We start from the raw sequence: 23,002 nt of genomic DNA on the forward strand, positions 1-23,002 counted from the left end.
CCGTGCCATCTTGGCATGGGGCTTTTTTCGCATAAACCGAAAATTTTGGGAATGGCGGGCGACTTGTCTACTCATTTCGGCGTCCAAATATGCGTGCAAAGCGCGCCATATCCTGCCGGCTCATATTCCGGCGAAAGGGACTAGATATCTGGCCGGGCAGATGCGCGACCGGATCGCCCAGGGTCTCAAATACGAAGTAATCGAGTAGGGCGCGCCAGGCTTCGCGCTGAGTAGGTGGCATGTCTTTGAAAGCCAGCGCCGCCAGGATCAACGCATCCACCGGGTCGGGCGAATCGTCGCGCGCGGGGTCCCACCAGTAATTGATGAGCATGTTGAGTGGCCCGATTGTTTGAACATGATGCCACCACAAAGGGGGAATGAACAGGCCATCGCCGGGTTCTAGGCGGGCCACTACAGCCTTGCCAATCGCTTCCTTCAGTCGGGGAAAATGTTCGAAGTCCGGCTCTTCCAATGAGGCCATACTTACGGGAACGCCGGCGGGCGTCATGTCAAGCGGACCAGGATAAAGATTGCCCGTCTGGTCAGGTGCGAACAGGGTGAATGTCTTCTCGCCGGCTATATGCACGGCGATGTTTGCCATGTAGTCAAAATGCGTCTGGGTACGTAGGGTGTTGCCCAGCCAAATCCTCGGGCGAACCGATACATCCAGTAACGGCATGTCCAGATCGGCGGCCATATCCGGAACCAGATGGTCAACAGATTGCGCCTGCATGTAGACAGCTTCGACTTCACCCTTGTCTGCCACCGACAAGCACCAACCGACGAGTGCGCGCAGCGCCCGCTTGTGAGTCTGATAATTAACGCCTGTCAGCCTGTCATTATAGAAAAATCGGCCTTTGAGCTCCTTTTCCGCAAAGGCTACATCCACCATGCGGCCAGAATCGTATTGGAGCAGGTAATCGCCCAGCGCGCGAGGCGAAACACGTGCCGCTTTCACCGCCGGCCAATCAACGGCAATGCCTTTAAGAATGACGGGAACGCCGGCCGGTTCGACTTCGCTTTCGAAGGTTTGCCGGTCGATATTCTCAACTGTGCGCACTTCGGGACGTGTCAAGGACATGATTCACGTCCCAACCCGCTGTCGGGAGGCGCAAACGCCTGCGATGTATGACTCGTGCAATGGCATAACGCCCGCCAGAGCGGCGGTACCTTCGCGAATGCGATCCATACGCCAGTCGAATTCCTCCTTTGCCATGACATCCGCCTGGGGCGCGTAGGAGAGGGGTCTCAGGCCTTGACCGACCAGAACGGCAAACCAACTGGCTTCCTTGAACAACTCATTTGCTTCTACCAGAGAGTGATTATGCTCTTCGAACGCCGCCAGTCTGAACTTGACACTGTCGGGAATCTCCATACGCTTACAGTGCGCCCAGAAATCCGTGTCTTCGCGTTTTGTCACTTTGTAATGCGCGATCAAAAAGTCCTTCACGTTGTCATATGCGGCTAACATGTCGCGGTTGAAGCAGTCGCGCAGCGTGTCGGTAATGACCTTGCCCGGGAAATAGCGTAGCAAGGTGAGCACGGCTTCCTGCACGAGATGGATAGAGGTCGACTCCAGTGGCTCCAGAAAACCACTGGCCAGTCCCACGGCTACGACGTTGCGGTTCCATTGCTTTGTGCGGTGCCCGGTGACAAAGCGGATGACGCGTGGTTCGGCTTGGGCCTTGCCGTCCAGCCTTTGCAGCAAAAGTTCGCTCGCCTTGTCTTCGGATAAATAACTGTCGCAGAACACATAGCCATTTCCGGTGCGATGCTGGAGCGGTATGCGCCATTGCCAACCAGCTTCACGGGCGGTGGACTGCGTGTAGGGTGTGATGGGGCGGGTTTTTTCGCACGGCACGGCGACGGCGCGGTTACAGGGTAACCAATGAGACCAGTCAGTGTAACCGCTCTTCAGGGTTTGCTCGATGAGCAGGCCCCGGAAACCTGAGCAATCGATGAACAGGTCGCCGTTAATTGTGCCGCCATCTTCCAGCGTCACCGACTCAACATCACCGGAGTCAGGGGCTTGGGCGACGGCGTTGATCTTGCCTTCCCGGCGTACTACGCCCTTTTCCTCTGAATAGGCGCGCAGAAATTTGGCGTATAAGGAGGCGTCGAAGTGGAAGGCATAGTTGACGTTCGGCGCCTTCGGATTGATTTCCGCCATTCGGCCAAACTTGTTCTGGCGCGCAGCCAGGGTTTGGGGATTGAAAAGGCCAAAATCGGCCGATCCGCCCGCCAGGTGATATCGCATCCAGTAGTGGGTGAAGTTAATACCGTTCATATCCAGGCCATATGTCCCGAACGGATGGAAGTAGTCGCTGCCCTGGGCCGACCAGTTGAGGAAACGGATGCCCAGCTTGAACGAGGCATTCGTTTCGCGCATGAAGGTATTCTCGTCGATTTCCAGCATCCGGTTGAATTCCTGGATGGTGGGAATCGTCGCTTCACCGACGCCGACCGTCCCGATTTCATCGGATTCGATGAGGGTGAGGCTGTATTTTTGCGTGCCCAAAACCTTAGACAGGGCGGCCGCGGCCATCCATCCGGCGGTTCCGCCGCCAACAATCACTATGTTACGAATAATGCCAGCTGTCATAACGCCTCACACCTAGGACCATTTAGAGTATGACGACGCGTAGCGGGATGTCAATTCTACCGTATATCGTATAAAATATTTGACAGCTCTTGGGAATTATGTCGGTTATGTCCGACAATAAGCGCTGGGGTGAGATGTGATGAATATATCCAAAATTCATGTCGCGGGCCTGATCGGCGGCGCCATGGATATCAACGCGCCAGACGGCGCCAAGGCGCTGCATTTCAGCAGTAATGACGACCTTTACGCGGATAATACCGTGAGATCGTAATGGCGACTACCCGGTGACGCCGCACCCAATTAACAAACCCGCCGCTTTCAAGAGTTGATCATGCGCCTTTTTCCCCTTGCCCTGACGGGCACCGTTTCTTTGCTTGTCCTGTCGCCGGCTGCATTCGCGCAGACAGCGCAGCCGTCCATCACCGACCGGTATATCACAGCCCAATCCTATCTGGCGGGCAAGCCTATGGAGTTGGTCACGGACCTCGACCTGCGGGCACGTTTTGTCGATGGCGGCAAGGCGGTATTGTATCGCCGTGGCGCGAAGGGGCAGGGCGTAATTTCGTTGGCTGACACGGCAACTGGCCAGGTGAGCGATCTGGTGACAGAAGCCGCTATGAAGCCGCTTTTGATACCGATCCTGGGTGACAAGGGGCCGTACGACGCGTGGCCGGAAGCCTATGACGCCGATACCCGTCGCCTGACCGTGTCGGCAGGCGGGCGCAAGCTGATCTATGATGTGGCGGCGGGAACCGTCACCGCTGCGCCGTTTTCGCCGCCGCCGGCCGTCGATGCCGGTGTGGTTTCGCCCGATGGCCTCTATAGGGTGATCCATAAGGGCTACGATCTGGCCCTGGTCGAAATCGCCACCGGAAAGACCGTGCCCCTGACCGCCGATGGCAGTTATGACCAGCGCTATGGCATGAACTATCCGATGTTCGCCGACATGGTGGAGGCCAATACCGAAACCCCGTCCATGCCGGTCAGCGTGCAATGGTCGCCGGATTCCAAACGTATCCTGACCTACCGCCTCGACCGTAACGGCAGCTATATCTGGCACGGCGTGCAACCCAATCCGCCGGGCAGCCAGTTCCCGCGTCACTTCGATTATGTGTACCCCACGGCGGGCGCTGCCCAGGTGCCGCAATTCGTGCCGGTCGTGCTCGACCCGGCGGCCGCTCTGGCGGGTAAGATCGCGCCTCTGGTGCTCAATGTGCCTACCAACCCAATGCTGTGGCCTGGCGATCCCAACATGGGCTGGGATAAGGATCATGTCCTGTATCAGTGGACACGGCGCGGCTACGGTGAGATCAGCCAGTATGAAATCGATCCGGCGACCAATATGGCAAGCGTGCGCACCCGCGAAGTCATAAAGCCGCTAGTCACGGTGACGTCGTCTTCCATCCGCCCGACGCCGGAACTGTCCGGCGATCTGGTTATTTCTGAGCGGACCGGCTGGGCCCAGCTTTACTATGTGCCAAAGGGCACAGTGACGCGACCGGGCGAGCTGACGCAGGGCAAGGCGCTGACCAAGGGGAATTGGGAAGTCACCGACATTCTGCGCGTCGATGATAAGGCGAAGACCCTGCTGATCACCGGCATTGGGCGCGAAGCGGGCGTAAACCCCTATTTCTCCAGCCTGTACAGCGTCACCCTCGACGGAGCGATCCGCAATCTGACGCCCGAACCGCTGGATCATGACGTAACGGTCGCCGACGATGGCAAGACCTTTATCGACCGCATGTCCAGCCCGACGATGCCGACGCGCACCCTGTTGCGCAGCGCCGCCGATGGCCGCATTGTCGCCGAACTGGGCCATGCCGATCCGTCCGCCTTGCTGGCGACGGGCTTCACGCCGGCCGAACCGTTCCAGACCCTGGCCAACGACGGCAAGACCGTGCTGTACGGCATGATCTTCCGCCCCAAGAACTTCGATCCGTCGAAAAGCTATCCGGTGATCGAATATGTCTATACCGGGCCGACGACGCACGTCATCGCCGAATCTTATGGTCGCAATCTGCGCAATCCGGCGATTGGCATGGCCCAGATCGGCGCCATTGTGGTGGAGATCGATGCGCGCGGCACGTCCCAGCGCGGCCAGGCCTTCCGTTTGCCCGCCTACCAAAATCTCGGCGAAGTCGGGTTGGACGACCATATCTGGGTTTTGAAGGCGATGAAGGCGAAATACAGCTATTTCGACCTCGATCGGGTCGGTGTCTTCGGCCATTCGGCGGGGGGCTACGACGCGGCGCGCTTCATTTTGCGCCGTCCGGAGGTGTACAAGGTCGCCGTCGCCAATTCCGGCAATCAGGATCAGCGCCTGGACAAGGCGTGGTGGCCGGAAGTCTCCATGGGCGTGGCAGACGACGCCACATGGGAGCGTAATTCGAATACCTCCGTTGCTGCCAACCTCAAGGGACACCTGATGCTGACCCACGGGGATATCGACGACAATGTGCCGGTGGCTGCCACCTTGCGTCTCGACGCCGCCCTGGTCGCCGCGAACAAGCCGCATGAACTGGTCATTTTCCCCAACCGTACGCACAATTCGGTCGGGCCGTATTACTGGCGCAAGCATATGGATTTCTTTACGCAATACCTGCTGGGGGAAGCCCCGCCGGCCGCCGACGCCAAGTTCGACCAGAAGTGAGGGGCATGATGAAAACCCATAGGAAGTTTGGCACGCTTGTCTCGGTCCTGACGCTGTCTTCGGTGCTGGCCGTGGGCCTGTCCGTCGCTCACGCCCAGACCTTGGCCCCGGCCCCAGCCCAGATACCGGGCACCTGGGAAACCGTTCATGCCAACGGCAATCCCATTCTGCCGGACGGCAAGGACTACACCACTGATCCAGCCCCGCTGGTCGCCAACGGCAAGCTGTACATACTGACCGGCCGCGACACCGCCGATGTCGGTGTCAATGATTTCATCATGCCCGAATGGCAGATGCTGGAAAGCGACGATCCGGCCACGGGCGTATGGCGGCATAACCCGCATTTCATGCGGCCCGAAGACGTCTTTAAATGGGCGACCCCGGCGCGCGCCTATGGCGCCCAAATTGTGCAGGGGCCTGATAAGCGCTATTACATGTACGCACCAATCATCGAAAGGGACAGCCCGAACAAGGACCCCTTCGCTATCGGGGTCGCGGTGTCCGACACGCCGGAAGGGCCGTGGACCGACGCGCATCCCGCTGGGCCGGTTGTGTCGCAATCCTATCCGGTCGCTAACACCATCCAGAACATCGACCCGACGGTTCTGGTCGATGATGACGGCCGCATATACCTCTACTGGGGCACGTTCGGACGCTTGAAGGGCGTCGAGTTGGAAAAGGACATGGTGACCTTCAAGGGGACGCCGGTGGACGTGACGGGGCTGACCGGCTTCTTCGAGGCCCCGTGGTTGTTCAAACGGAACGGCACCTATTACATGATGTACGCCGGCAATAAGGCCGGTCCGGACTCGGACTGCACCGAAGCGGTTTATTATGCGTGCCAGGCCTACGGAACCGCTTCGTCACCGCTGGGGCCGTGGACCTATCGGGGCGTGTTGCTTGATCCGGTGTCTTCGACGACGTCCCACGGCGGTATCGTACAGTTCAAGGGCAAGTGGTACATCGCCTACCACACTGCCGACGCCAAGGGCGGGGACCATTTCCGCCGCAGTGTTTCGCTCGATGAAGTGACCTGGGACGACAGCGTCACGCCGGCACGTATCGAGAAAGTGGAACCGACCCGCCCGCCCGCACCGCCGCCCGAGCCTCAGCGCAATATCGCCCCAGCCGCCCGTATTGTCGCCTCCAATTCCCCTGTGCCGGTGCAATACTGGATACGCGCCCTGAACGACGGTAAGGTGCACGCCAATCCGTTGCCGCCCGACACCTGGGGCACCTGGACGCCCAACAACCCGGCGCAGCAATGGGTGGTTTATCAATGGGAAGCGCCGGTCAAGCTAAACGGGTCACGCATCCGCTTCTGGAACGATCAACCCGCTGGCTCCGGTGTCGGGGTCGCGCCGCCCAAGGCCTGGCACCTCGAATACTGGGATGAGCATAAATGGGTGCCGGTCAGCCACACCACGGCCTACGGCACCTCGACCGAAGACTTCAATGCGGTCAGCTTCGATACGGTCGAAACACGCTGCCTGCGGGCAGTCTTCGACGCCTCCAGCGATGGCAAGACCTACGCTGCCATAGCCGCGCAGGAATGGGAGGCCCTCTATCCGAAGCCGGTACTGGTCGAAGCAGCCGACACCCGGCTTTCCGCGTCGCCTATCTGCGCGGCGTCGTAGGCGATGTCATCGTCACCAATAGGTCGTTCCGGCCGGGGTTTGCTGCCCCGGTCATCTGTTTTTATATTACGGTAGTCTTTCCATGTCCGAGATCCAGGCTGAAACCCAGGCCCTGTCCCTGTCAGAGGCGTTCGACCTCAGCACCCGCATCCTGACCGCAAACGGCTTTTCGGCCGATCACGCCGCAGCCATCGCGCGTACGATTTGCGCCGGCCAGCGCGACGAATGTCACTCCCACGGCCTTTACCGGCTTCTGGTCTGTGTTCACACGGCGCGGGCGGGCAAGGTGTCGTGCGACGCCGCTCCGGTGATCGTGGATGCCGCGCCGGGCCTTGTCCGGGCCGATGCGCAGGGCGCCTATTCCTTGCTGGCCTTTGAAACCGGACGGCCCTTGCTGGTCGAAAAGGCCCGCCAGACAGGCATTGCGGCCCTGGCCATCAACCACTGCTACCATTTCTCGGCCCTGTGGCCTGAGGTCGAATCCATCGTGGCTGAAGGACTGGTGGCCCTGGCCCTGACGCCTAGCCATAGCTGGGTTGCGCCCTATGGCGGCACCAAAGGGGTGTTCGGCACCAATCCGCTGGCCTTCGCCTGGCCTCGGCCCGGCCAGGACCCGTTCGTTTTCGACTTCGCCACCAGTGCGGCGGCGCGCGGCGAAATCGAACTGCATCGCCGGGCCGGAAAGCCTATTCCCCTTGGCTGGGCGGTCGATGCGGACGGTGAGCCCACGACCGATGCGCAACGCGCCATGGATGGCGCCATGCTGACCTTTGGCGGGCACAAGGGCTCGGCCCTGTCGGCCATGATCGAGCTGATGGCGGGACCGCTGATCGGCGATCTGCTCAGCCTCGAATCGATGGCCTTCGACGCAGGCGCGAAATCGACCCCCTATCACGGTGAGCTGATCATCGCCATCGACCCGAACATCTTCATGGGCGGCAATGTGGCGCACCATCAGGCTCGTGCCGAAGCCCTGTTCGACGCCATAGTGGGGCAGGGCGCGCGCCTGCCGTCGCAGCGTCGCTATGCGGCGCGGCGGCGCACGGCGGAACGCGGTGAGGTAACAATCCCTAAGGCGCTTTACCAGGATTTGCTGGCCTTGGTGTAACGTCGCAGTAAGTGCGGGTTTGGGGCATAATATTTCTGGTTATGCGGGTGCGGCTGTAAGGTTGCACCCTTTTTTCATTTCATAGTCTCAATTTCTTGCTTTCATGCGGCAATAAAGCAAAAATCATTTCGCAGATTTCATGTTTCATGAGAAACTACTGCCTGAGCGACGTGTCACAGAATGCGCGCCATATAAAAACAGGTAGGTAACGATGCTGAATATTCCCAGGCTGCAACTGCATGTGCCGGAACCGCCGGCGCGTCCCGGCGATCCGGTTTCCTTCGATCATATCGATATTCCTGCCGCAGGCGCGGTGCGCCGTCCCGATACCGCGGCGCGCGAAGAGGACATGCGCGACCTGCCCTATACCCTGATCCGTGTGCTTGACGACGAAGGCCGGGCGGTCGGCCCCTGGGACCCGAAGCTGGACCCGGCCGTTCTGCTGAAAGGGTTGCGGGCCATGCTTATGACGCGCCTGTTCGACGATCGCATGTTCCGCGCCCATCGTCAGGGCAAGACCAGCTTTTACATGAAATCGACCGGCGAAGAAGCCATCGGCGCGGCCCAGTCCCTGGTGCTCGGCGCCGGTGATATGAGCTTTCCAACTTACCGCATGTCGGCCTGGTTGATGGCGCGCGACTATCCGCTGCTCGACATGGTCAACCAAATCTTTTCCAACGCCGACGATCCGTTGCATGGCAAGCAATTGCCCATCCTGACCTCGGCGCGCGACTACGGGTTCTATTCCATTTCCGGCAATCTGGGCAGCCGGTTCGGTCATGCCGTCGGCTGGGCCATGGCTTCGGCATACAAGGGCGACGACAAGATCGCCATCGGCTATGTCGGCGACGGCACCACGGCCGAAGGCGGCGTGCACGAAGCCATGACCTTCGCCTCGGTCTACCGCGCCCCCGCCATCCTGTGCATTACCAATAACCAATGGGCCATTTCCAGCTATTCGGGTTTTGCCGGGGCGGAAGCGACCACTTTTGCGGCGCGCGCCATCGCCTATGGCCTGCCGGGCCTGCGGGTCGACGGCAATGACTTTCTGGCGGTGTGGGCGGCGACGCAATGGGCGGCCGACCGGGCGCGCACCAATCACGGCACGACGGTTATCGAGCTGTTCACCTATCGCGCCGAAGGCCATTCGACCAGCGACGATCCGACCAAGTACCGTCCCGCCGACGAGGCCAGCCACTGGCCGCTTGGCGATCCGATCGCGCGTCTGAAACAGCACCTCATCGCCATTGGCGAATGGGATGAGGCGCGGCACGAAGCCCTTGTCGCCGAACTGACCGAAACCATTCGCGTGGCGGTAAAGGCCGGTGAGGCCGTCGGCACGCTGGGCAAATCCAAGCCGGATGTCCGCCACATGTTCGAAGGCATATTCAAGGAACCGGACTGGCGCCATATCGAACAACGCAACGAGATGGGGATCTGATCATGGCGCTCGACACAGCTAATACCATCTCCGTCAGGACGATGAATATGATCCAGGCGCTCAATAGTGCGCTCGACGTCAGCCTGGCCCACGATCCCGACACGCTGATCTTCGGCGAAGATGTCGGCTATTTCGGCGGCGTCTTTCGCGTCACCGACAAGCTACAGGAAAAATACGGCCTGACCCGTTGCTTCGATACGCCGATTTCGGAAGGCGGCATCATCGCCACCGCTATCGGCATGGGAGCCTATGGTTTGCGGCCCGTCGTCGAAATCCAGTTCGCCGACTATATCCTGCCGGCCTATGACCAGCTTGTCTCCGAGGCGGCGCGTCTGCGTTACCGGTCTAACGGTCAGTTCTGGGCGCCGATCACCGTGCGGTCGCCCTATGGCGGCGGCATATTCGGCGGCCAGACCCACAGCCAGAGCCCGGAAGCAATTTTCGCCCATATCACCGGGCTGAAAACCGTCATTCCCTCCAACCCGTATGACGCCAAGGGGCTTCTGATCGCCGCCATCGAATGCGACGATCCGGTTATCTTCCTGGAACCCAAGCGCCTGTACAATGGTCCGTTCGAAGGTCGCCCCGACGCGCAGGTCAAGACCTGGGCCGGGCATCCGATGGCCGAAGTGCCCGAAGGCCGGTACACTGTGCCCCTGGGCAAGGCCGCGACCGTGCGCGAAGGTAATGACGTCACCGTGCTGGCCTATGGCACCATGGTCCATGTCGCCCTGTCTGCCATCGAAGAAACCGGGATCGACGCCGAACTGATCGATCTGCGCTCCATCGTGCCGCTCGATATCGACGCCATTGTCGCATCGGTGAAAAAGACGGGGCGGTGCCTGATCGTCCATGAGGCGTCGAAATATGCCGGGTTCGGCGGCGAGCTGTCGGCCCTGGTGCAGGAACGCTGCTTCTATCATCTGAAAAGCGCGGTGCGTCGCGTCGGCGGTTGGGATACGCCCTATCCGCACGCCTTTGAATGGGATTATTTCCCCGGGCCGTCCCGCATCGTCCCGGCCCTTCGCGCCTGCCTGGAGGACTAAAGCAACAGTCTGGTGATCAGACCGCCGCTTTAGATTTTTTTCTATGTCGCACTTTTTAACCGAAAAGTGCGTCACACTTTTCGGAAAGTGCTTAGATATGGGACTCTTTCAATTCCACATGCCCGACATTGGCGAAGGTATAGCCGAGGCGGAAATCGCCGCGTGGCACGTCAAGCCGGGTGATGCCATCGCCGAAGATGCCGCCCTGTGCGATGTCATGACCGACAAGGCGACGGTCGATATGACCTCGCCGGTATCTGGCGTCGTGAAGGCGATTTTCGGTGAACCGGGCGGCGTCGTGGCCGTCGGTTCGGTCCTGGTTGAAATCGAGGTCGAAGGCGCCGGTAATGCGCCGGCGGTCGCACCGGTTGCCGCGCAACCCGACCCGAAACCCGCCCAACCCGCTGCGCCTCATGCGGCTCCTGTGGCCCCGCCGTCACAGGCGCAAACCCAGGCTGGCCCGCCCGCCTTTACGACGCGTCCCGAAGGCGAGGCGCCCTTGGCCGCGCCGGCCACGCGCCACCGTGCGCACGAACTGGGCATTCCGCTGCAATATGTCTCAGGCACCGGTCCCGGCGGGCGCATAACGTCCGAAGACCTGGACGCCTACATCGCACGCGGTGGCGCCCGCCCGTCTGACCCGGGCCAGACCCGGCGCACCGGCGTCACGGAAACGAAGATTATCGGCCTGAGGCGCAAAATTGCCGAAAAGATGCAGGAGGCGAAACGCCGCATTCCGCATTTTTCCTATGTCGAGGAATTTGACCTGACCGAACTGGAAGCCCTGCGCCGCGACCTCAATGACGACCGCGCCGACGCCACCCAGCCCAAGCTGACCCTGCTGCCCTTCTTCATGCGCGCCATGGCGGTATTGCAACCGGAGTTTCCGACCCTCAACGCGCGTTATGACGATGAAGCGGGCGTGTTGCACAGCTATGACGGCGTTCATATCGGCATCGCCACGCAAACCCCCGGCGGCCTGATGGTGCCGGTTGTGCGGCATGTTGAGGCGCTGAGCGTCTGGGACTGCGCCCGCGAAGTAGCGCGCGTAACCGCAGCGGCCCGCGATGGCACCGCCACGCGTGAGGAACTGTCCGGTTCGACCATCACCCTGACCAGCCTGGGCACGCTTGGCGGCATCGCTGCGACGCCAGTGATCAACGCCCCCGAAGTCGCCATCATCGGGCCCAACAAGCTGGTCGACCGGCCGGTGGTGTGCAATGGCCAGATCGTCATCCGTACCCTGATGAACCTGTCGAGCTCCTTCGATCATCGCATTGTCGATGGCCATATGGCGGCAAGCTATGTCCAGCGCCTCAAACGCCTGATCGAACGGCCGGCCCTGTTGTTCGTGACGCCGTTCGCGTCCGGGGAGCGGTCATGAGTGAAAAGCTGAAGGTCAGGGTTCTTGTCCTCGGCGGTGGCCCCGGCGGCTATGTTGCGGCCATCCGCTGCGGTCAGCTGGGGCTCGATACGGTCCTTGTCGAAGCCGATCGCCTGGGCGGCACCTGCCTTATCCGCGGCTGCATCCCGTCAAAGGCGATGATCCATGCCGCCACCACCTATGAGACGATGACACAGGCCGCATCGGGCGGGGCGTTCGGCATCCGGCTTAAGTCTTCACCGGAACTCGATATGGCCGAGACCGTGCGCTGGAAGGAGGGCATTGTCGATCGCCTTAACGGTGGCGTCGCTGCCCTATTGAAGCGGGCCAAGGTGCGGGTGATTTCCGGGTTCGGACGGTTTTCCAATGCGCGCACCTGTCACGTCACGACAGCGGACGGCGAGGTCGTCATCGAGGCGGAGCATGTTATTCTGGCCACCGGTTCCGTGCCGGTCGAACTGCCGTTCCTGCCGTTCGGCGGCAAGGTCATCTCCTCGACCGAAGCCCTGGCCCTGACCGATGTGCCGGCGCGGCTGGTGGTAGTCGGCGCGGGCTATATCGGCCTGGAGTTGGGGATAGCCTATGCCAAGATGGGCGCGCAGGTGACGGTGGTCGAGGCGATGGACCGCATCCTGCCGCTCTATGACGCCAAGCTGGTCGAACCGGTGCGTAAGTGGTTGAATGCGCACGGCGTGACCCTGCATCTCGAAGCCAAAGCTCTGGGGGCGGAAGGCGAGGGGCTGGCGATTGAGACCAAAGCGGGCGAGCGCCTGATCCTCCCGGCGGACAAGATCTTGGTCACGGTCGGGCGCAAGCCTGCGACCGCGGGTTGGGGACTGGAAGATATGGCCGTGGCCATGGACGGCCGGTTCGTCCGGGTCGATGACCGCTGTGCGACCTCCAGCCACAATGTCTGGGCCATAGGCGATCTGGTCGGCGAACCCATGCTGGCGCACAAGGCGTCGGCCCAGGGCGAAATGGTTGCGGAAATCATCGCGGGGAAACGCCGCCGCTTCGATCCGATCGCCATTCCGGCCGTCTGTTTCACTGAACCGGAAATCGTAAGCGTCGGTGCGGGGCCCGATGCGCCCGATACGGTGATGGGGGTGTTCCCGTTCGCTGCCAATGGCCGCGCCCTTTCGATGGATGCCGGCGAGGAGGGCGGATTTGTGCGCGTCATCGCCCGCGCCGATACCCACCGCATCCTGGGGGTTCAGGCGGTCGGGCGGCATATTTCCGAACTGGTCTCGACCTTTACCATGGCCATCGAAACGGGCCTGGTCCTCGAAGACGTGGCGGGCATTATCCATGCCCACCCGACACTGGGTGAGGCCTTCCATGAGGCGTCGTTGAAGGCGCTGGGGCATGCTATCCATATCTGACAGCGAACGGTGAGCTGCTGTGCGGCTGCATTTTTCGCTGGAGGCCGGACCGCGTCTGGCCTAATCAGGCGGGATGCACAGTGACATCGCTCCCTTCCACGCCATCGACATCAGCCGGCTGGCGCACAGCCTGAAAGCCGAGGGGCGTTCGATCATCCATATGGAGTTCGGCCAGCCATCGACCGGTGCGCCGCAGGCCGCCATTGCCGAAGCGCATCGCGTGCTCGACAGCGACGGGCTGGGCTATTGGGAAAGCCCGGAGTTGAAACAGAGGCTGGCCCAGCACTATTTCGACAGCTACGGCGTCGTCGTTGCGCCTGAGCAGTTTATCCTGACCTGTGGCGCGTCGCCCGCCCTGCTGCTGGCGCTGATTTCCAGCTTTTCGCCGGGGCAGCGCATCGCCCTGGCCCGGCCGGGCTATGTCGCCTACCGCAATACGCTAAAAGCCCTGAGCCTGGAGCCGGTGGAAATTGCCTGCGACAGCGCCATGCGCTTTCAACTGACTGCCGAAGCGCTGGCGACGCTCAATCCCGCACCGGACGGTGTGATCATCGCCAGTCCGGCCAATCCGACCGGCACGCTCATCGAACCCGATGAGCTGGCCGCCATCGCGCAGGTTTGCCGCGAGCGCCACATCCGCATCGTGTCCGACGAAATCTATCACGGCCTGAGCTATGTCGCGCCGGCCCGATCCATCCTCGAATTCGCGCCCGATGCCCTGGTCGTCAACAGTTTCTCGAAATATTTCAGCATGGTCGGCTGGCGGCTTGGCTGGCTGCTGGTGCCGGAAAGCCATGTCCATCGTGCCCGCGCCTTTGCCGGCAACCTGTTCTTGACGGCGCCGTCCCTCAGCCAGCATGCGGGGCTGAAGGCGCTGGACAGCCGTGATGAACTGGATGGCCATGTCGCGGTCTACCGCCGTAACCGTGAGCTTCTGCTGGCGGCCCTGCCGGCCTTTGGGCTGACGACCATCGCGCCGCCGGACGGCGCCTTCTACATCTATGCCAGCATCGCCCATCTGACCGATGACAGCCTGGCCTTCTGCAAGACCCTGTTGCTGGAAACAGGCGTCGCCACCGCGCCGGGGGTCGATTTCGATCCCGTCGACGGGCACCGATTCATCCGTCTGAGCTTTGCCGTCTCGACGCCGGAAATTGAAGAGGCGATCCGCCGGCTGACCGTCTATTTCAGGTCGATAAATACAGGGTTGGAATAGACCCACAGGTCGGGCCACGGGTCTTCGCCGACCGGGTCCGGCAAGGGCTCGGCTTCGTCGGTCGAGGTGCCGCGCAGGCGAATATAGGCGGGCGCGTCGGCTGTGAAGCGGTAGCTCAAGGTGATGATTTCGCCGCTGCGGGTCCAGTCGGCGGCGGTGAAGCGCTTGACGACATGGGCGGACGGCAGAGTGTCGGCATCGGGCGCGGCCTTGCCGGTTACCTTGCCCATGATCAGGTCGATGCGCTTTACGTCCGGATGGTCGCCATGGGCATTGGCGCCGGCGGGATCGCGCAGGCGCACCTTGACCGTCACGATCTGGCCTGTCTTGACGTGCGCTGTGCCGCCGATAGAGGCGCCCGCCACATCCATGTCCAGTTCGCTGACCAGATCGCCGGTGGTGACGAAGACACGGCCCTTGCGCAGGCCGTCGAGAATATCCTCAGGGGTGTGCCGCGCCAGGACATAGGTCTTGGCATACTGGCCGGGCCAGAAATCCTCGCCGCCGTCGGCAATGTTGCGGTGCGAATCCGACGACGCCGTGATCCAGAAATGCCGCCCTTCGCCGAGCAGGCTGTCCCACACGCCGCCGACCGTTGCCGTCATGGCGTCGAAGCCGCCAAAGGTCGGGGATTTTTCGTAATAGCCGCGTGCCCGCAGGGTCTGGGGCGTGACGCCAGGTTTCAACGACGCGCCCTGGTGGCCCGGCGCGCCTTCCATACCGACGGCAATATCGGGCGCCGTATCGTTCCAGGCGCGCAGCTCTGTCGGGGTGTGGCCGTGGTAGTCGCGTACACCCAAGGCGGACCGCGAGGGATGGTTGGCGATGATCAACGGGCGGTTTTCCATCGCGGTCATTTCGCGCAGCATTTGCAGCATTTTCGCCGTGGTGTCGCGGGCGGGATCTTCGACCTCATCCTTGGCGTAGGCACTTTCAAAGTGGCGCAGGCCATCGCGTTCGCCACTGTCCAGCGGCATGATCAGGCTGGAGTGATCGCCGCCGGGCGTGTCCAGCTCCATGCCGTAGAACTGGATCACCTCGGGGACGTCCCGGCGCGCGGCCAGCAGTTCTGGATAGGCCTGTTCGGCGCGTTGAACCGACAGGCCGGGGCCGCCGTGATCGACGGCGACCATCCAGCTCAGGCCGTAGCGGCGCGCTTCCTCGGCATTGCGTGCCATGGGGTAGATGCCGTCTGCGCCCAGGACGTATTTGCCGTCCTTGAACCGCCCGGAATAGCGGCTGTGGACGTGGTGGTCGCCGGCCTGCCAGGTGCGGGTCTCAGCGGGGGCGGCCTGGGTCGCGCCTGCCACAGTTAGGGCAAGCAGGGCCAAGCTAAGACGGTAGGGCATGGACACTCCGGTATCTTTAGGCGGGACCATCAGTTGCGCAGGCGGCGGGAGAAGTAGACGGCGCTGTAGGCCAGCAGGATCAGGCCGAGACCGGCGGTACCATAGGCGGCGGCAGCGAGAAACTGCGTCCATGGCAGCACGACGCCGCTGAAATTCTTGAACAGCAACAGGGCGACGGAGCCGAGATAGCCGCTGGCATCGGCGACGTAGATGAGAAAGCCCGCGGTTCCGGCCATACGGCTGGCGGCGATAAAGCGGTCGAAAAGAAGCGCGTTGAACGGCGTATAGGCCAGATAGAGACCGCCACCGAGCAGGATCATCCACCAGACCGGACCGGTCAGGCCTTGCTGGAACGCGAAGGTGGCGCCCGCCGCCAACAGAAGACCCAGGCCGACCATGGCCAGGTTGGCCATGAAGGCGATCCGGTTGTCACGGAAGATGGTCAGCAAGGCCATGGCGAGCAGGACGGCGGCACCGACGGGCAATTCCGAAACGGTGAAGATGGAGGCGCTGTCCTTGAAGCCGAGGTCCGTCCAGATTTCCGCCGCAAAATTATCGCGGAAGTCGCGCAGGGCGGTCAGGCCGACATATAGGACGATCAGGGCGACAAGACCCGGCGCGTAGGCCGAAAACACCGCGCGGCGAGCCGTCCGGTTCATGGGCACACGGGCGGTGCGGGCGGCTTCGTCTTCGGCGCTGGGCGGGGGCATCTGGGCGAGGCCCAGGACGCAGATCAGCAGCAGGGGCGCGAAGATAAGGCCGGTGACGGCGGGCATCCAGAATTCCGTCGCCCAGCCTTGCAGCATGACCCATTTACCGACCGACTTCACCACGCCGGACGAGACGATGAAACTGGCGCACAGGATCGAGCCCAGGATTTCGGAGGCGCGGCGGCCTTCGAGAAAGCCGAACACCAGGCCCCAGATCAGGCCAAGGGACAGGCCGTTGAAAAAGAGGCAGGCAATGTTCCACGGCGCGGGGACGGCGGCAAACGCGACCAAGGTCAGTTCGGCGAATCCGATCAGAAGGACTATGGCCAAGGCACGCCACCGTGGGGGTAATTCCGACACCACCTTGACGCCGATGACCTTGGACAGGGCGTAACCGAAGACCTGGAAGATGACCAGGGCGATCTTGTAATCGACCACAATGCCGAACCCCAGGGCCCCGACATCAGCATAGCTGGCGACGGCGAACGGCTTGCGGTAGGCATACATGGCGAAATAGGCGCCGAACGCCATAAGCCCGCCGTATAGGGCGAAAACCGGCGTCGGCGCCTTGGCCAGCCAGCGTTGAAACGGAGACAATGCGGCGGCGGTCATATTGGGCTTTCCTTCAGGTCCGTGTGGCGCCGGGGCGCTGGCCGGCGGTTATGCGGGCCTCAAGCTCAGGCAGCAGGGCAGCGATGTCGGCAACGCTGTCCACAACGTAGTCAGCCCCCGCCGCCAGCAGACCGTCACGGGCCTGCGATACACGCCCATTGCGAAGCATTGGTGACAGCGCGGCATAGGACGGCATGTCCAGGCCCGTACCATTGCCGCTGGCCGCAACACCGATGGTCCAGACACCGGCTTCGCGGCCCTCCTGGATGCCGACCACGGCATCATCGACCTTTACGCAGGCGCGCGCCGGCCAGGCGCCCAGTTCGACCAGGGCCTTCCATGTCATGAGCGGAGAGGGGCGCCCCTCTGGCGTTTCACCGGCGCAGACGACCAGATCGGGCGAATAACCCTGCGCGGCGGCGCGCGGCAGTATGGCCTGCATCATCTCACGGCTGTAGCCGGTGCCGGAGCCAATGCGCACGCCGCGACCGCGCAGGTTACCAACCAGGTCGGCGGCGCCGGGAATAAGGTCGGCGGTGGCGGCTGCGGCGTCGATCATGTCGGGCGCGAGGTCTAACAGGAGCCTGTCCAGGTCCGCCTCTCCCGCGTCGGTGCCATGTGTGTCGCGCCAGACGGTGCGCATGGGGTTACGATTGAGGATGGCGGCGATGTGGGCGCGCTTGGCCATGCCCATGTCGGCGCGGGCCTCCGCCTCGCTGAGGGTAAAGCCTTCACGGGCGAACAGGGCCTGAAGCGCCCGAACGGGTGCCAGGCTGCCGTAATCGACCATTGTGCCGGCCCAGTCGAATACGAAGGCCTTGATAGGGGAAGGGGTCATGGAGTCCTCAGAAACTTTTGAACGTCTGTTCGGCGATGGCAAAGGCGGTCGATGCGCCGGCGCCGCAGGTGACGACACACAGGCGGACGTCCGGCAGGGGCGCGTCGATGAGGTAAAGGCGGTCCGGGGCCACGGCATAGGTGCCGGTCCAGCGTTCGAGTATTGATGGCGGCGTACCCAGAACGGCGCGGTATTCGTCCAGGATGAGATCGTCCACTGCCGTGGAAGCGAAGGGTTCCGGCGCATCGTCATAGTGGTGGCTGTCACCGACGACGATGGATCCGTCTGCACTCTGGACCACGATCAGGTGGACGCCGTGTGCGATGTGTTCGGCGTGGCTGTCGCGCAGGCGATCGGTGAGGGCGCGGGCTTCCGGCAGGTCGGAATAGCCGAGATAGCGGATGAGGCTGAGGTCGGACATGACGGCACCGGGCAGCCTTATGCCGGGGTCGTCCAGCCGCAGCATCTGCAACTGGCAGCGGGAGACGTTGTGCGCGCGGATGCGGTCGGCAAACAGGCCGGACAGGTCGTCGCCCGGGCAGACGATGATGCGTTCGGCGCGAAACGTGCCCCGGGAGATGGTCAGTCGTCCCTGTTCGACACCCGTTACCGCCGTGCTGTAAAACCGTTCAACGCCCAGGGCGGACAGGTATTGGCTGAGCAGTGGAATGGCGGTGCGGGATTCAACGCGCAGGTCGTGCGGGGAATGCAGGACGGCGCGTTGTCCGTCGGCCAGGAAGGGCGCGTCTTGCGGGCGCAATATTTCGCATCCTTCGCCCATTTCCGTTGCGAGAAAGGCGTGCAGCACGGCCTCCGATTCGGGATAACGCGCGGCGACATAGAGGCCGCGATGTTCGATGGCGATCCCGGCCGGACCGGCGACATCTTGCCATATATCGCGACTGCGCTGCGCCAGTTGGTGGAAGGCACCGCGCTGCTGGCCCGTCACCGTTACAAAGCCGAAATTGCGGATGGAGGCGCCGGTCGCGCGCGCCTGGCATTCGAACAGGGCAACCGTAAGGCCGGCTTTCGCGGCGGCGTAGGCATGGGCCAGGCCGACGATACCGCCGCCGACCACGGCGACGTCAAAGGTCTTGATCATGGCTATACGACCATCCGCCCGATGCCGGGATCGGTTCGGCTGGCGCGGCCGGTTTCGATGTGACCGGCGTAGCGGCGCGACCAGGCCGTGTCGCCGGCAATCGTCAGGGTCAGGTCGTACCAGTGGTCGCTGGCGCCGAGATCAAGCTTTACGGTCTGGGTTGCCTGGCCGGCCAGATCCATGGTGCGCGACCCCGCGCCGTAACGCGGATCGACAGTGAGCGTCACGGTCAGGGGCCCTTCGCCGGTGTTTCGCAGGGCCAGGACCAGTTCGCCCGTCTTCGCCGCTTCACTGACCTGAACGTTGACGGGATCGGGAACGCGCTTGTCGTGGCGTTCCATCTGGCCGGTGAAATGGCGGTAAAAGCCGTTCGGGCCATGGACGGCCAGATCGTAGCGGCTGCGGTCAGGATGGTTCCAGTGACCGGCGGTATGGCTTTGGCCGGCATCGAGCGTATAGCGCCACGGCCCTGCAACGGCATAGGGACCGTAATCATGGATGGTGAAGACGGCAGCCTTGGAGCCCGTATTGGCCAGGTCGATGAAAAAGTCGCCGCCGATTTGGCGACCGTTGGCGGTCAGGGCATAGGGCAGGGGGCGGGCGGGACGTTGTTCGGCCGGTTGGCCGCCGGGCGCCTGGATCGCCGGAATTTTCAGGGATGGTTGCGCGGCGGCATGGGCCAGGCGCGCCTTGTAGTCATCGGTCGAAGGCAGACGCAAGTGCGACAGGTCGCGATTGGGCGTTTTGAAATCGAAGGCGGAGGTCAGATCGCCGCTGATGGCGCGTCGCCAGTCACTGATATTCGGCTCCATGACGCCGAAACGCTTTTCAATGAACTTGATCGTTGAGACGTGGTCGAAGGTCTCGGAGCATACAAAGCCGCCGCGGCTCCAAGGCGAGACGACCATGGCCGGGATGCGGATGCCCAGGCCGAGCGGTTGCAAGCCGGAATTGGGGCTGTGGGGATCGTGGCCGTAGTCCTTGAACTCGCCCGCGACGTTCACGCCGCTGAAGCCTTGCGTCTCGTCGGCGGGCGGCATGGGCGGCAACATATGGTCGTAGAGGCCGCCGGCTTCGTCATAGTTGATGATGAAGACGGTCTTGGCGAAGACGTCGGGGTGATCGGTCAGGGCCTCGATCAGCTTGGCGCAGACGTTTTCGCCATCTGCGGGCGTATAGCTCGGATGTTCGGACAGGGCGGCGGCGGTGACTATCCACGACACCTGCGGCAGTTTTCCAGCCGCGATATCGGCGCGGAAGGCCTCAACCAGTTGCTGACCGTCGGAGCGCGTGCGGTCGGCGCCGGTCTTGTGCTCGGACACCCATGACCGGCCGCGCCGGTAGAGGCTCGACTGCTTTTCGCACGGGCGGAACGGCTTGAAGACCGACAGGATGTTGTCGCCGAAATTGTCGTACTCCTGATAGACCTTCCAATCGATCCCGGCCTTTTCCAGCCGCTCGGCATAGGTGGTCCAGGTATAGGCGGTGATGGGGCGGTCTTCGGCCATGTCGGCCGAGGGCGTTTCGTCCTCGCCGTAATTGCTCAGCACAGGCTCGCCGCCGACATGGCCCGCGCCATTGCATCCGGTCCACAGATGCAGGCGGTTGGGATAGGTCTGGGTCAGGGTGGAGCAGTGGTAAGCGTCGCAGATGGTGAAGTTGGCGGCCAGCGCGTGATAGTAGGGCAGGTCGGAGGCCTTGTAATAGGTCATGCGGTTCTGCAATTGCTTGGACAGACCCCATTGATCGTAATGGCCGCCATTGACGATCAGGGTCGCCGCGTCGTGGCCCTGGTCTGCGCCATCGACGACATAGGCATTGGCTGTCTTCGAATCCGCCCAATAGGGCATGACATAGCCATCGGCATGCTGGTCGCTCGGCTGGCGCCAGACGCTGTGACCGTTGCGCAGCCGTAGCGGGCGCGGATCGCCCTGGCCGCGCACGCCGGCAAAGGTGCCGAAATAATGATCAAAGGCCCGATTTTCCTGCATGAAGATGACGATGTGTTCGACATCTTCGATGGTGCCTCGGGTGTTGTTGGCGGGGGTCGCCATCGCCTTTTCCAGTGAGGCGAGGGCGGCGGCGCCCAAGCCCGCGCCAGCCATTTGCAGCAGGCGGCGGCGGTTGGTTTCAGCGGGGATTCGGGTCATGACGGCGCCTTATCGAGACAAAATCCCTTCTGGTATAGACCAGAATTTTCAGGCGTAGTTTTAAATTTTCATGACAATTTCAAGGGCCAGAAAATTGGTAATGGTTCGGAAATTTGTTTGTAGCGGTATAGATGATCTGGTATAGACCAGATAACTATTTCTGGAATCGCTTATGAATACGACGTCTCAATCCCTCCTGTCTCACGCCCTGGACTCATCCGATGCCGTTGCGGATATATTGACACTTTATGCTACGCGTGGCGACGATCACTACGGTGAGCATGTCAGCCAGCGTGAGCACGCCGAACAATGCGCCTGGCACGCTCAGGCGGATGGCGCGGATGAGGCGCTTGTGGTGGCCGCCCTGTTGCACGACATCGGCCATTTGCTGCACAAGTTCGGTGAGGACGCGGCCGACCGCGGCATAGATACGCGTCATGAGCGCATCGGTTCTGGTTATCTGGCCCGTATCCTGCCGCCGGCCGTTACGCGGCCGATTGCCCTGCATGTTGCGGCCAAACGCTACCTCGCCACCGCAAACCCGGAGTATCTGGAAGGGCTGAGCGACGCCTCGCTGCAAAGTTTCATCTTGCAGGGCGGAATGATGAGCGAGGCGGAAATGGCGGCTTTTCAGGCAGATCCGGACCATGACGCGGCGATGAAATTGCGGGCATATGATGAGCTGGGTAAGGTGGTTGGCGTTGAAATGCCTGGTTTTGCGACCTATGAGCCGATGATCCGCAGGCTAATGGTTGGGGCAGACGTGGCGGTGGGTGCCGGCGCGGCCTGACGGGTAAAATCAATTCCGTGCTGGACGCGGGATGGCCGAATCGGCTTTCAGTCGCAGGTCATCCATTATATTCGCGTGCCCGCCATGACTGCCAAAAAACCGCTTGATCGGCCCGACTGGTGGATGGATCTGCCCGATGCGGTGGATTCGCGGCACTATCTTGGGGTCCGCGACAGTATTGCCGCCCATATTCACAACGGCAATCTGGCCGAAGGGGCGTGTCTGCCATCCGAACGCCAGCTTCAGACCGGCACGGGCGCGGCGCGCGGCACGATTCGGGCTGCCCTGTTCCAGTTGGAGGCCGAAGGGCTGATCTATCGCAAGGAACGCAGCGGCTGGTATGTGTCGCCGCCGCCGATCGTGTACGATCCGACGCGATGGGAGGGCTTTATGTCCTATGTCGCGGCGCAGGGACGGACGCCCAAGACTGAATTGCTGGACGCGCGGACGATTGCCGCAACGGCTGAACTGGCGGTGGTGTTTGGCGTCGATATGGGCGCGCCGCTATATGAAATTCGCCGCCGTCGCTATATCGATGACCGCGCCGTTCTGGTTGAAACCATTCATGTCGACCCGCGTTTGACGCCGTCATTGCTTGAGCACGACCTTAGCCAGTCTCTCACCCAGGTGCTACGCAGTCACTATAGTATAGCCGTCGTGCGCAACCGTATAGAGATGGCGCCGTGTGCATTGACTCAGGATGAGGCGGTGGCGTTGCGCCTCAAGTCGGGCCTGCCGGGCCTGTTGGTCAAACGCATCAGTTATGATGCGCAGGGACGTGTTGTTGAATACGACCTGGAATATTGGCGCCACGACGCTCTTAAGATCAGCGTCGACATTCGCGTCGGCAACTGACTTTCGGTCTTTCAAGCAAAATTTGAAATGAGGCGGACTTAGCGCGAAGGTTGCTGTTTTGGCGCGCGTGTTGCCGTCAAATATGCTTCGGGACATGCATAAAATCATATATATGTGACACTTTTTTAAC

Annotated in this window: 18 protein-coding genes; 11 read left to right on the forward strand and 7 right to left on the reverse strand. The window is 62.0% G+C overall.

The genetic code is table 11. The features are described from left to right. Positions 1–67: 67 nt before the first annotated feature. Positions 68–1,081 carry a cupin-like domain-containing protein gene (locus AEAC466_RS32505; RefSeq protein ID WP_023458003.1) on the reverse strand — a complete coding sequence of 338 codons (1,014 nt, stop codon included), beginning with the start codon at positions 1,079–1,081 and terminating at the stop codon, positions 68–70. A gap of 3 nt (positions 1,082–1,084) precedes the next feature. After that, entirely contained in the window at positions 1,085–2,602 is a 1,518-nt protein-coding gene (locus tag AEAC466_RS32510) for a tryptophan halogenase family protein (RefSeq protein WP_023458004.1), read from the reverse strand. A gap of 139 nt (positions 2,603–2,741) precedes the next feature. On the opposite strand from AEAC466_RS32510, the gene AEAC466_RS45115 reads away from it, so the two are divergent. The 9 genes from AEAC466_RS45115 (at position 2,742) to AEAC466_RS32550 (ending at position 14,466) form a co-directional block, all read left to right on the forward strand. Next, complete coding sequence (locus AEAC466_RS45115) at positions 2,742–2,873, forward strand: hypothetical protein (protein ID WP_023458005.1); 132 nt, start codon at positions 2,742–2,744, stop codon at positions 2,871–2,873. Positions 2,874–2,933: 60 nt separating this feature from the next. Then, positions 2,934–5,252: a S9 family peptidase gene (locus AEAC466_RS32515; protein ID WP_023458006.1), complete on the forward strand. Its 2,319-nt coding sequence runs from the start codon at positions 2,934–2,936 to the stop codon at positions 5,250–5,252. Positions 5,253–5,257: 5 nt separating this feature from the next. Continuing rightward, positions 5,258–6,889, forward strand: a complete 1,632-nt coding sequence (locus tag AEAC466_RS32520) for a family 43 glycosylhydrolase (RefSeq protein WP_235074251.1) — start codon at positions 5,258–5,260, stop codon at positions 6,887–6,889. Between the two features lie 82 nt (positions 6,890–6,971). Then, positions 6,972–7,997 carry an Ldh family oxidoreductase gene (locus AEAC466_RS32525; protein WP_023458008.1) on the forward strand — a complete coding sequence of 342 codons (1,026 nt, stop codon included), beginning with the start codon at positions 6,972–6,974 and terminating at the stop codon, positions 7,995–7,997. 211 nt (positions 7,998–8,208) lie between these two features. Beyond that, complete coding sequence (locus AEAC466_RS32530; RefSeq protein ID WP_023458009.1) at positions 8,209–9,438, forward strand: 3-methyl-2-oxobutanoate dehydrogenase (2-methylpropanoyl-transferring) subunit alpha; 1,230 nt, start codon at positions 8,209–8,211, stop codon at positions 9,436–9,438. A 2-nt stretch (positions 9,439–9,440) separates the two neighbouring features. Beyond that, entirely contained in the window at positions 9,441–10,484 is a 1,044-nt protein-coding gene (locus AEAC466_RS32535; RefSeq protein ID WP_155913593.1) for an alpha-ketoacid dehydrogenase subunit beta, read from the forward strand. Between the two features lie 97 nt (positions 10,485–10,581). After that, positions 10,582–11,868 carry a dihydrolipoamide acetyltransferase family protein gene (locus tag AEAC466_RS32540; RefSeq protein WP_023458011.1) on the forward strand — a complete coding sequence of 429 codons (1,287 nt, stop codon included), beginning with the start codon at positions 10,582–10,584 and terminating at the stop codon, positions 11,866–11,868. Continuing rightward, positions 11,865–13,250, forward strand: a complete 1,386-nt coding sequence (gene lpdA, locus AEAC466_RS32545) for a dihydrolipoyl dehydrogenase (RefSeq protein ID WP_023458012.1) — start codon at positions 11,865–11,867, stop codon at positions 13,248–13,250. The genes AEAC466_RS32540 and lpdA overlap by 4 nt, the downstream gene beginning before the upstream one ends. Before the next feature lie 73 nt (positions 13,251–13,323). Beyond that, positions 13,324–14,466 (forward strand): aminotransferase class I/II-fold pyridoxal phosphate-dependent enzyme, encoded by a 1,143-nt coding sequence (locus AEAC466_RS32550; RefSeq protein ID WP_023458013.1) that lies wholly within the window; start codon positions 13,324–13,326, stop codon positions 14,464–14,466. On the opposite strand, the gene AEAC466_RS32555 is transcribed toward AEAC466_RS32550, so the two are convergent. The 5 genes from AEAC466_RS32555 to AEAC466_RS32575 are packed head-to-tail and all read right to left on the reverse strand — an operon-like array spanning position 14,433 to position 21,227. After that, complete coding sequence (locus AEAC466_RS32555) at positions 14,433–15,815, reverse strand: hypothetical protein (protein WP_023458014.1); 1,383 nt, start codon at positions 15,813–15,815, stop codon at positions 14,433–14,435. The genes AEAC466_RS32550 and AEAC466_RS32555 overlap by 34 nt on opposite strands. 29 nt (positions 15,816–15,844) lie before the next feature. Beyond that, positions 15,845–17,137, reverse strand: coding sequence for a DUF5690 family protein (locus AEAC466_RS32560; protein WP_023458015.1), 1,293 nt, complete (start codon positions 17,135–17,137; stop codon positions 15,845–15,847). A 13-nt stretch (positions 17,138–17,150) separates the two neighbouring features. Continuing rightward, positions 17,151–17,975, reverse strand: a complete 825-nt coding sequence (phnX, locus tag AEAC466_RS32565; protein WP_023458016.1) for a phosphonoacetaldehyde hydrolase — start codon at positions 17,973–17,975, stop codon at positions 17,151–17,153. Between the two features lie 7 nt (positions 17,976–17,982). After that, on the reverse strand, positions 17,983–19,077 hold the full coding sequence (locus AEAC466_RS32570) for a TIGR03364 family FAD-dependent oxidoreductase (RefSeq protein WP_023458017.1): 1,095 nt from the start codon (positions 19,075–19,077) through the stop codon (positions 17,983–17,985). A 2-nt stretch (positions 19,078–19,079) separates the two neighbouring features. After that, positions 19,080–21,227, reverse strand: a complete 2,148-nt coding sequence (locus AEAC466_RS32575; protein WP_023458018.1) for a phosphocholine-specific phospholipase C — start codon at positions 21,225–21,227, stop codon at positions 19,080–19,082. Between the two features lie 172 nt (positions 21,228–21,399). On the opposite strand from AEAC466_RS32575, the gene AEAC466_RS32580 reads away from it, so the two are divergent. Then, positions 21,400–22,017, forward strand: coding sequence for an HD domain-containing protein (locus tag AEAC466_RS32580; RefSeq protein ID WP_023458019.1), 618 nt, complete (start codon positions 21,400–21,402; stop codon positions 22,015–22,017). Between the two features lie 84 nt (positions 22,018–22,101). Next, the gene (locus AEAC466_RS32585) at positions 22,102–22,872 is read left to right on the forward strand and encodes a UTRA domain-containing protein (protein ID WP_023458020.1); all 771 of its coding nucleotides are present in this window, start codon (positions 22,102–22,104) and stop codon (positions 22,870–22,872) included. Positions 22,873–23,002: the final 130 nt, after the last annotated feature.

It is taken from the genome of Asticcacaulis sp. AC466 (assembly GCF_000495815.1).
GTDB lineage: Bacteria > Pseudomonadota > Alphaproteobacteria > Caulobacterales > Caulobacteraceae > Asticcacaulis.

Excerpts from the sequence above, each read along its gene's own strand:
- AEAC466_RS45115 (WP_023458005.1), top strand. The coding sequence starts at position 2,742 with ATGAATATATCCAAAATTCATGTCGCGGGCCTGATCGGCGGCGCCATG.
- AEAC466_RS32530 (WP_023458009.1), top strand. The coding sequence starts at position 8,209 with ATGCTGAATATTCCCAGGCTGCAACTGCATGTGCCGGAACCGCCGGCG.
- AEAC466_RS32540 (WP_023458011.1), top strand. The coding sequence starts at position 10,582 with ATGGGACTCTTTCAATTCCACATGCCCGACATTGGCGAAGGTATAGCC.
- lpdA (WP_023458012.1), top strand. The coding sequence starts at position 11,865 with ATGAGTGAAAAGCTGAAGGTCAGGGTTCTTGTCCTCGGCGGTGGCCCC.
- AEAC466_RS32555 (WP_023458014.1), bottom strand. The coding sequence starts at position 15,815 with ATGCCCTACCGTCTTAGCTTGGCCCTGCTTGCCCTAACTGTGGCAGGC.
- AEAC466_RS32515 (WP_023458006.1), top strand. The coding sequence starts at position 2,934 with ATGCGCCTTTTTCCCCTTGCCCTGACGGGCACCGTTTCTTTGCTTGTC.
- AEAC466_RS32535 (WP_155913593.1), top strand. The coding sequence starts at position 9,441 with ATGGCGCTCGACACAGCTAATACCATCTCCGTCAGGACGATGAATATG.
- AEAC466_RS32520 (WP_235074251.1), top strand. The coding sequence starts at position 5,258 with ATGATGAAAACCCATAGGAAGTTTGGCACGCTTGTCTCGGTCCTGACG.
- AEAC466_RS32560 (WP_023458015.1), bottom strand. The coding sequence starts at position 17,137 with ATGACCGCCGCCGCATTGTCTCCGTTTCAACGCTGGCTGGCCAAGGCG.
- AEAC466_RS32505 (WP_023458003.1), bottom strand. The coding sequence starts at position 1,081 with ATGTCCTTGACACGTCCCGAAGTGCGCACAGTTGAGAATATCGACCGG.
- AEAC466_RS32510 (WP_023458004.1), bottom strand. The coding sequence starts at position 2,602 with ATGACAGCTGGCATTATTCGTAACATAGTGATTGTTGGCGGCGGAACC.
- phnX (WP_023458016.1), bottom strand. The coding sequence starts at position 17,975 with ATGACCCCTTCCCCTATCAAGGCCTTCGTATTCGACTGGGCCGGCACA.
- AEAC466_RS32570 (WP_023458017.1), bottom strand. The coding sequence starts at position 19,077 with ATGATCAAGACCTTTGACGTCGCCGTGGTCGGCGGCGGTATCGTCGGC.
- AEAC466_RS32585 (WP_023458020.1), top strand. The coding sequence starts at position 22,102 with ATGACTGCCAAAAAACCGCTTGATCGGCCCGACTGGTGGATGGATCTG.
- AEAC466_RS32575 (WP_023458018.1), bottom strand. The coding sequence starts at position 21,227 with ATGACCCGAATCCCCGCTGAAACCAACCGCCGCCGCCTGCTGCAAATG.
- AEAC466_RS32580 (WP_023458019.1), top strand. The coding sequence starts at position 21,400 with ATGAATACGACGTCTCAATCCCTCCTGTCTCACGCCCTGGACTCATCC.
- AEAC466_RS32550 (WP_023458013.1), top strand. The coding sequence starts at position 13,324 with ATGCACAGTGACATCGCTCCCTTCCACGCCATCGACATCAGCCGGCTG.
- AEAC466_RS32525 (WP_023458008.1), top strand. The coding sequence starts at position 6,972 with ATGTCCGAGATCCAGGCTGAAACCCAGGCCCTGTCCCTGTCAGAGGCG.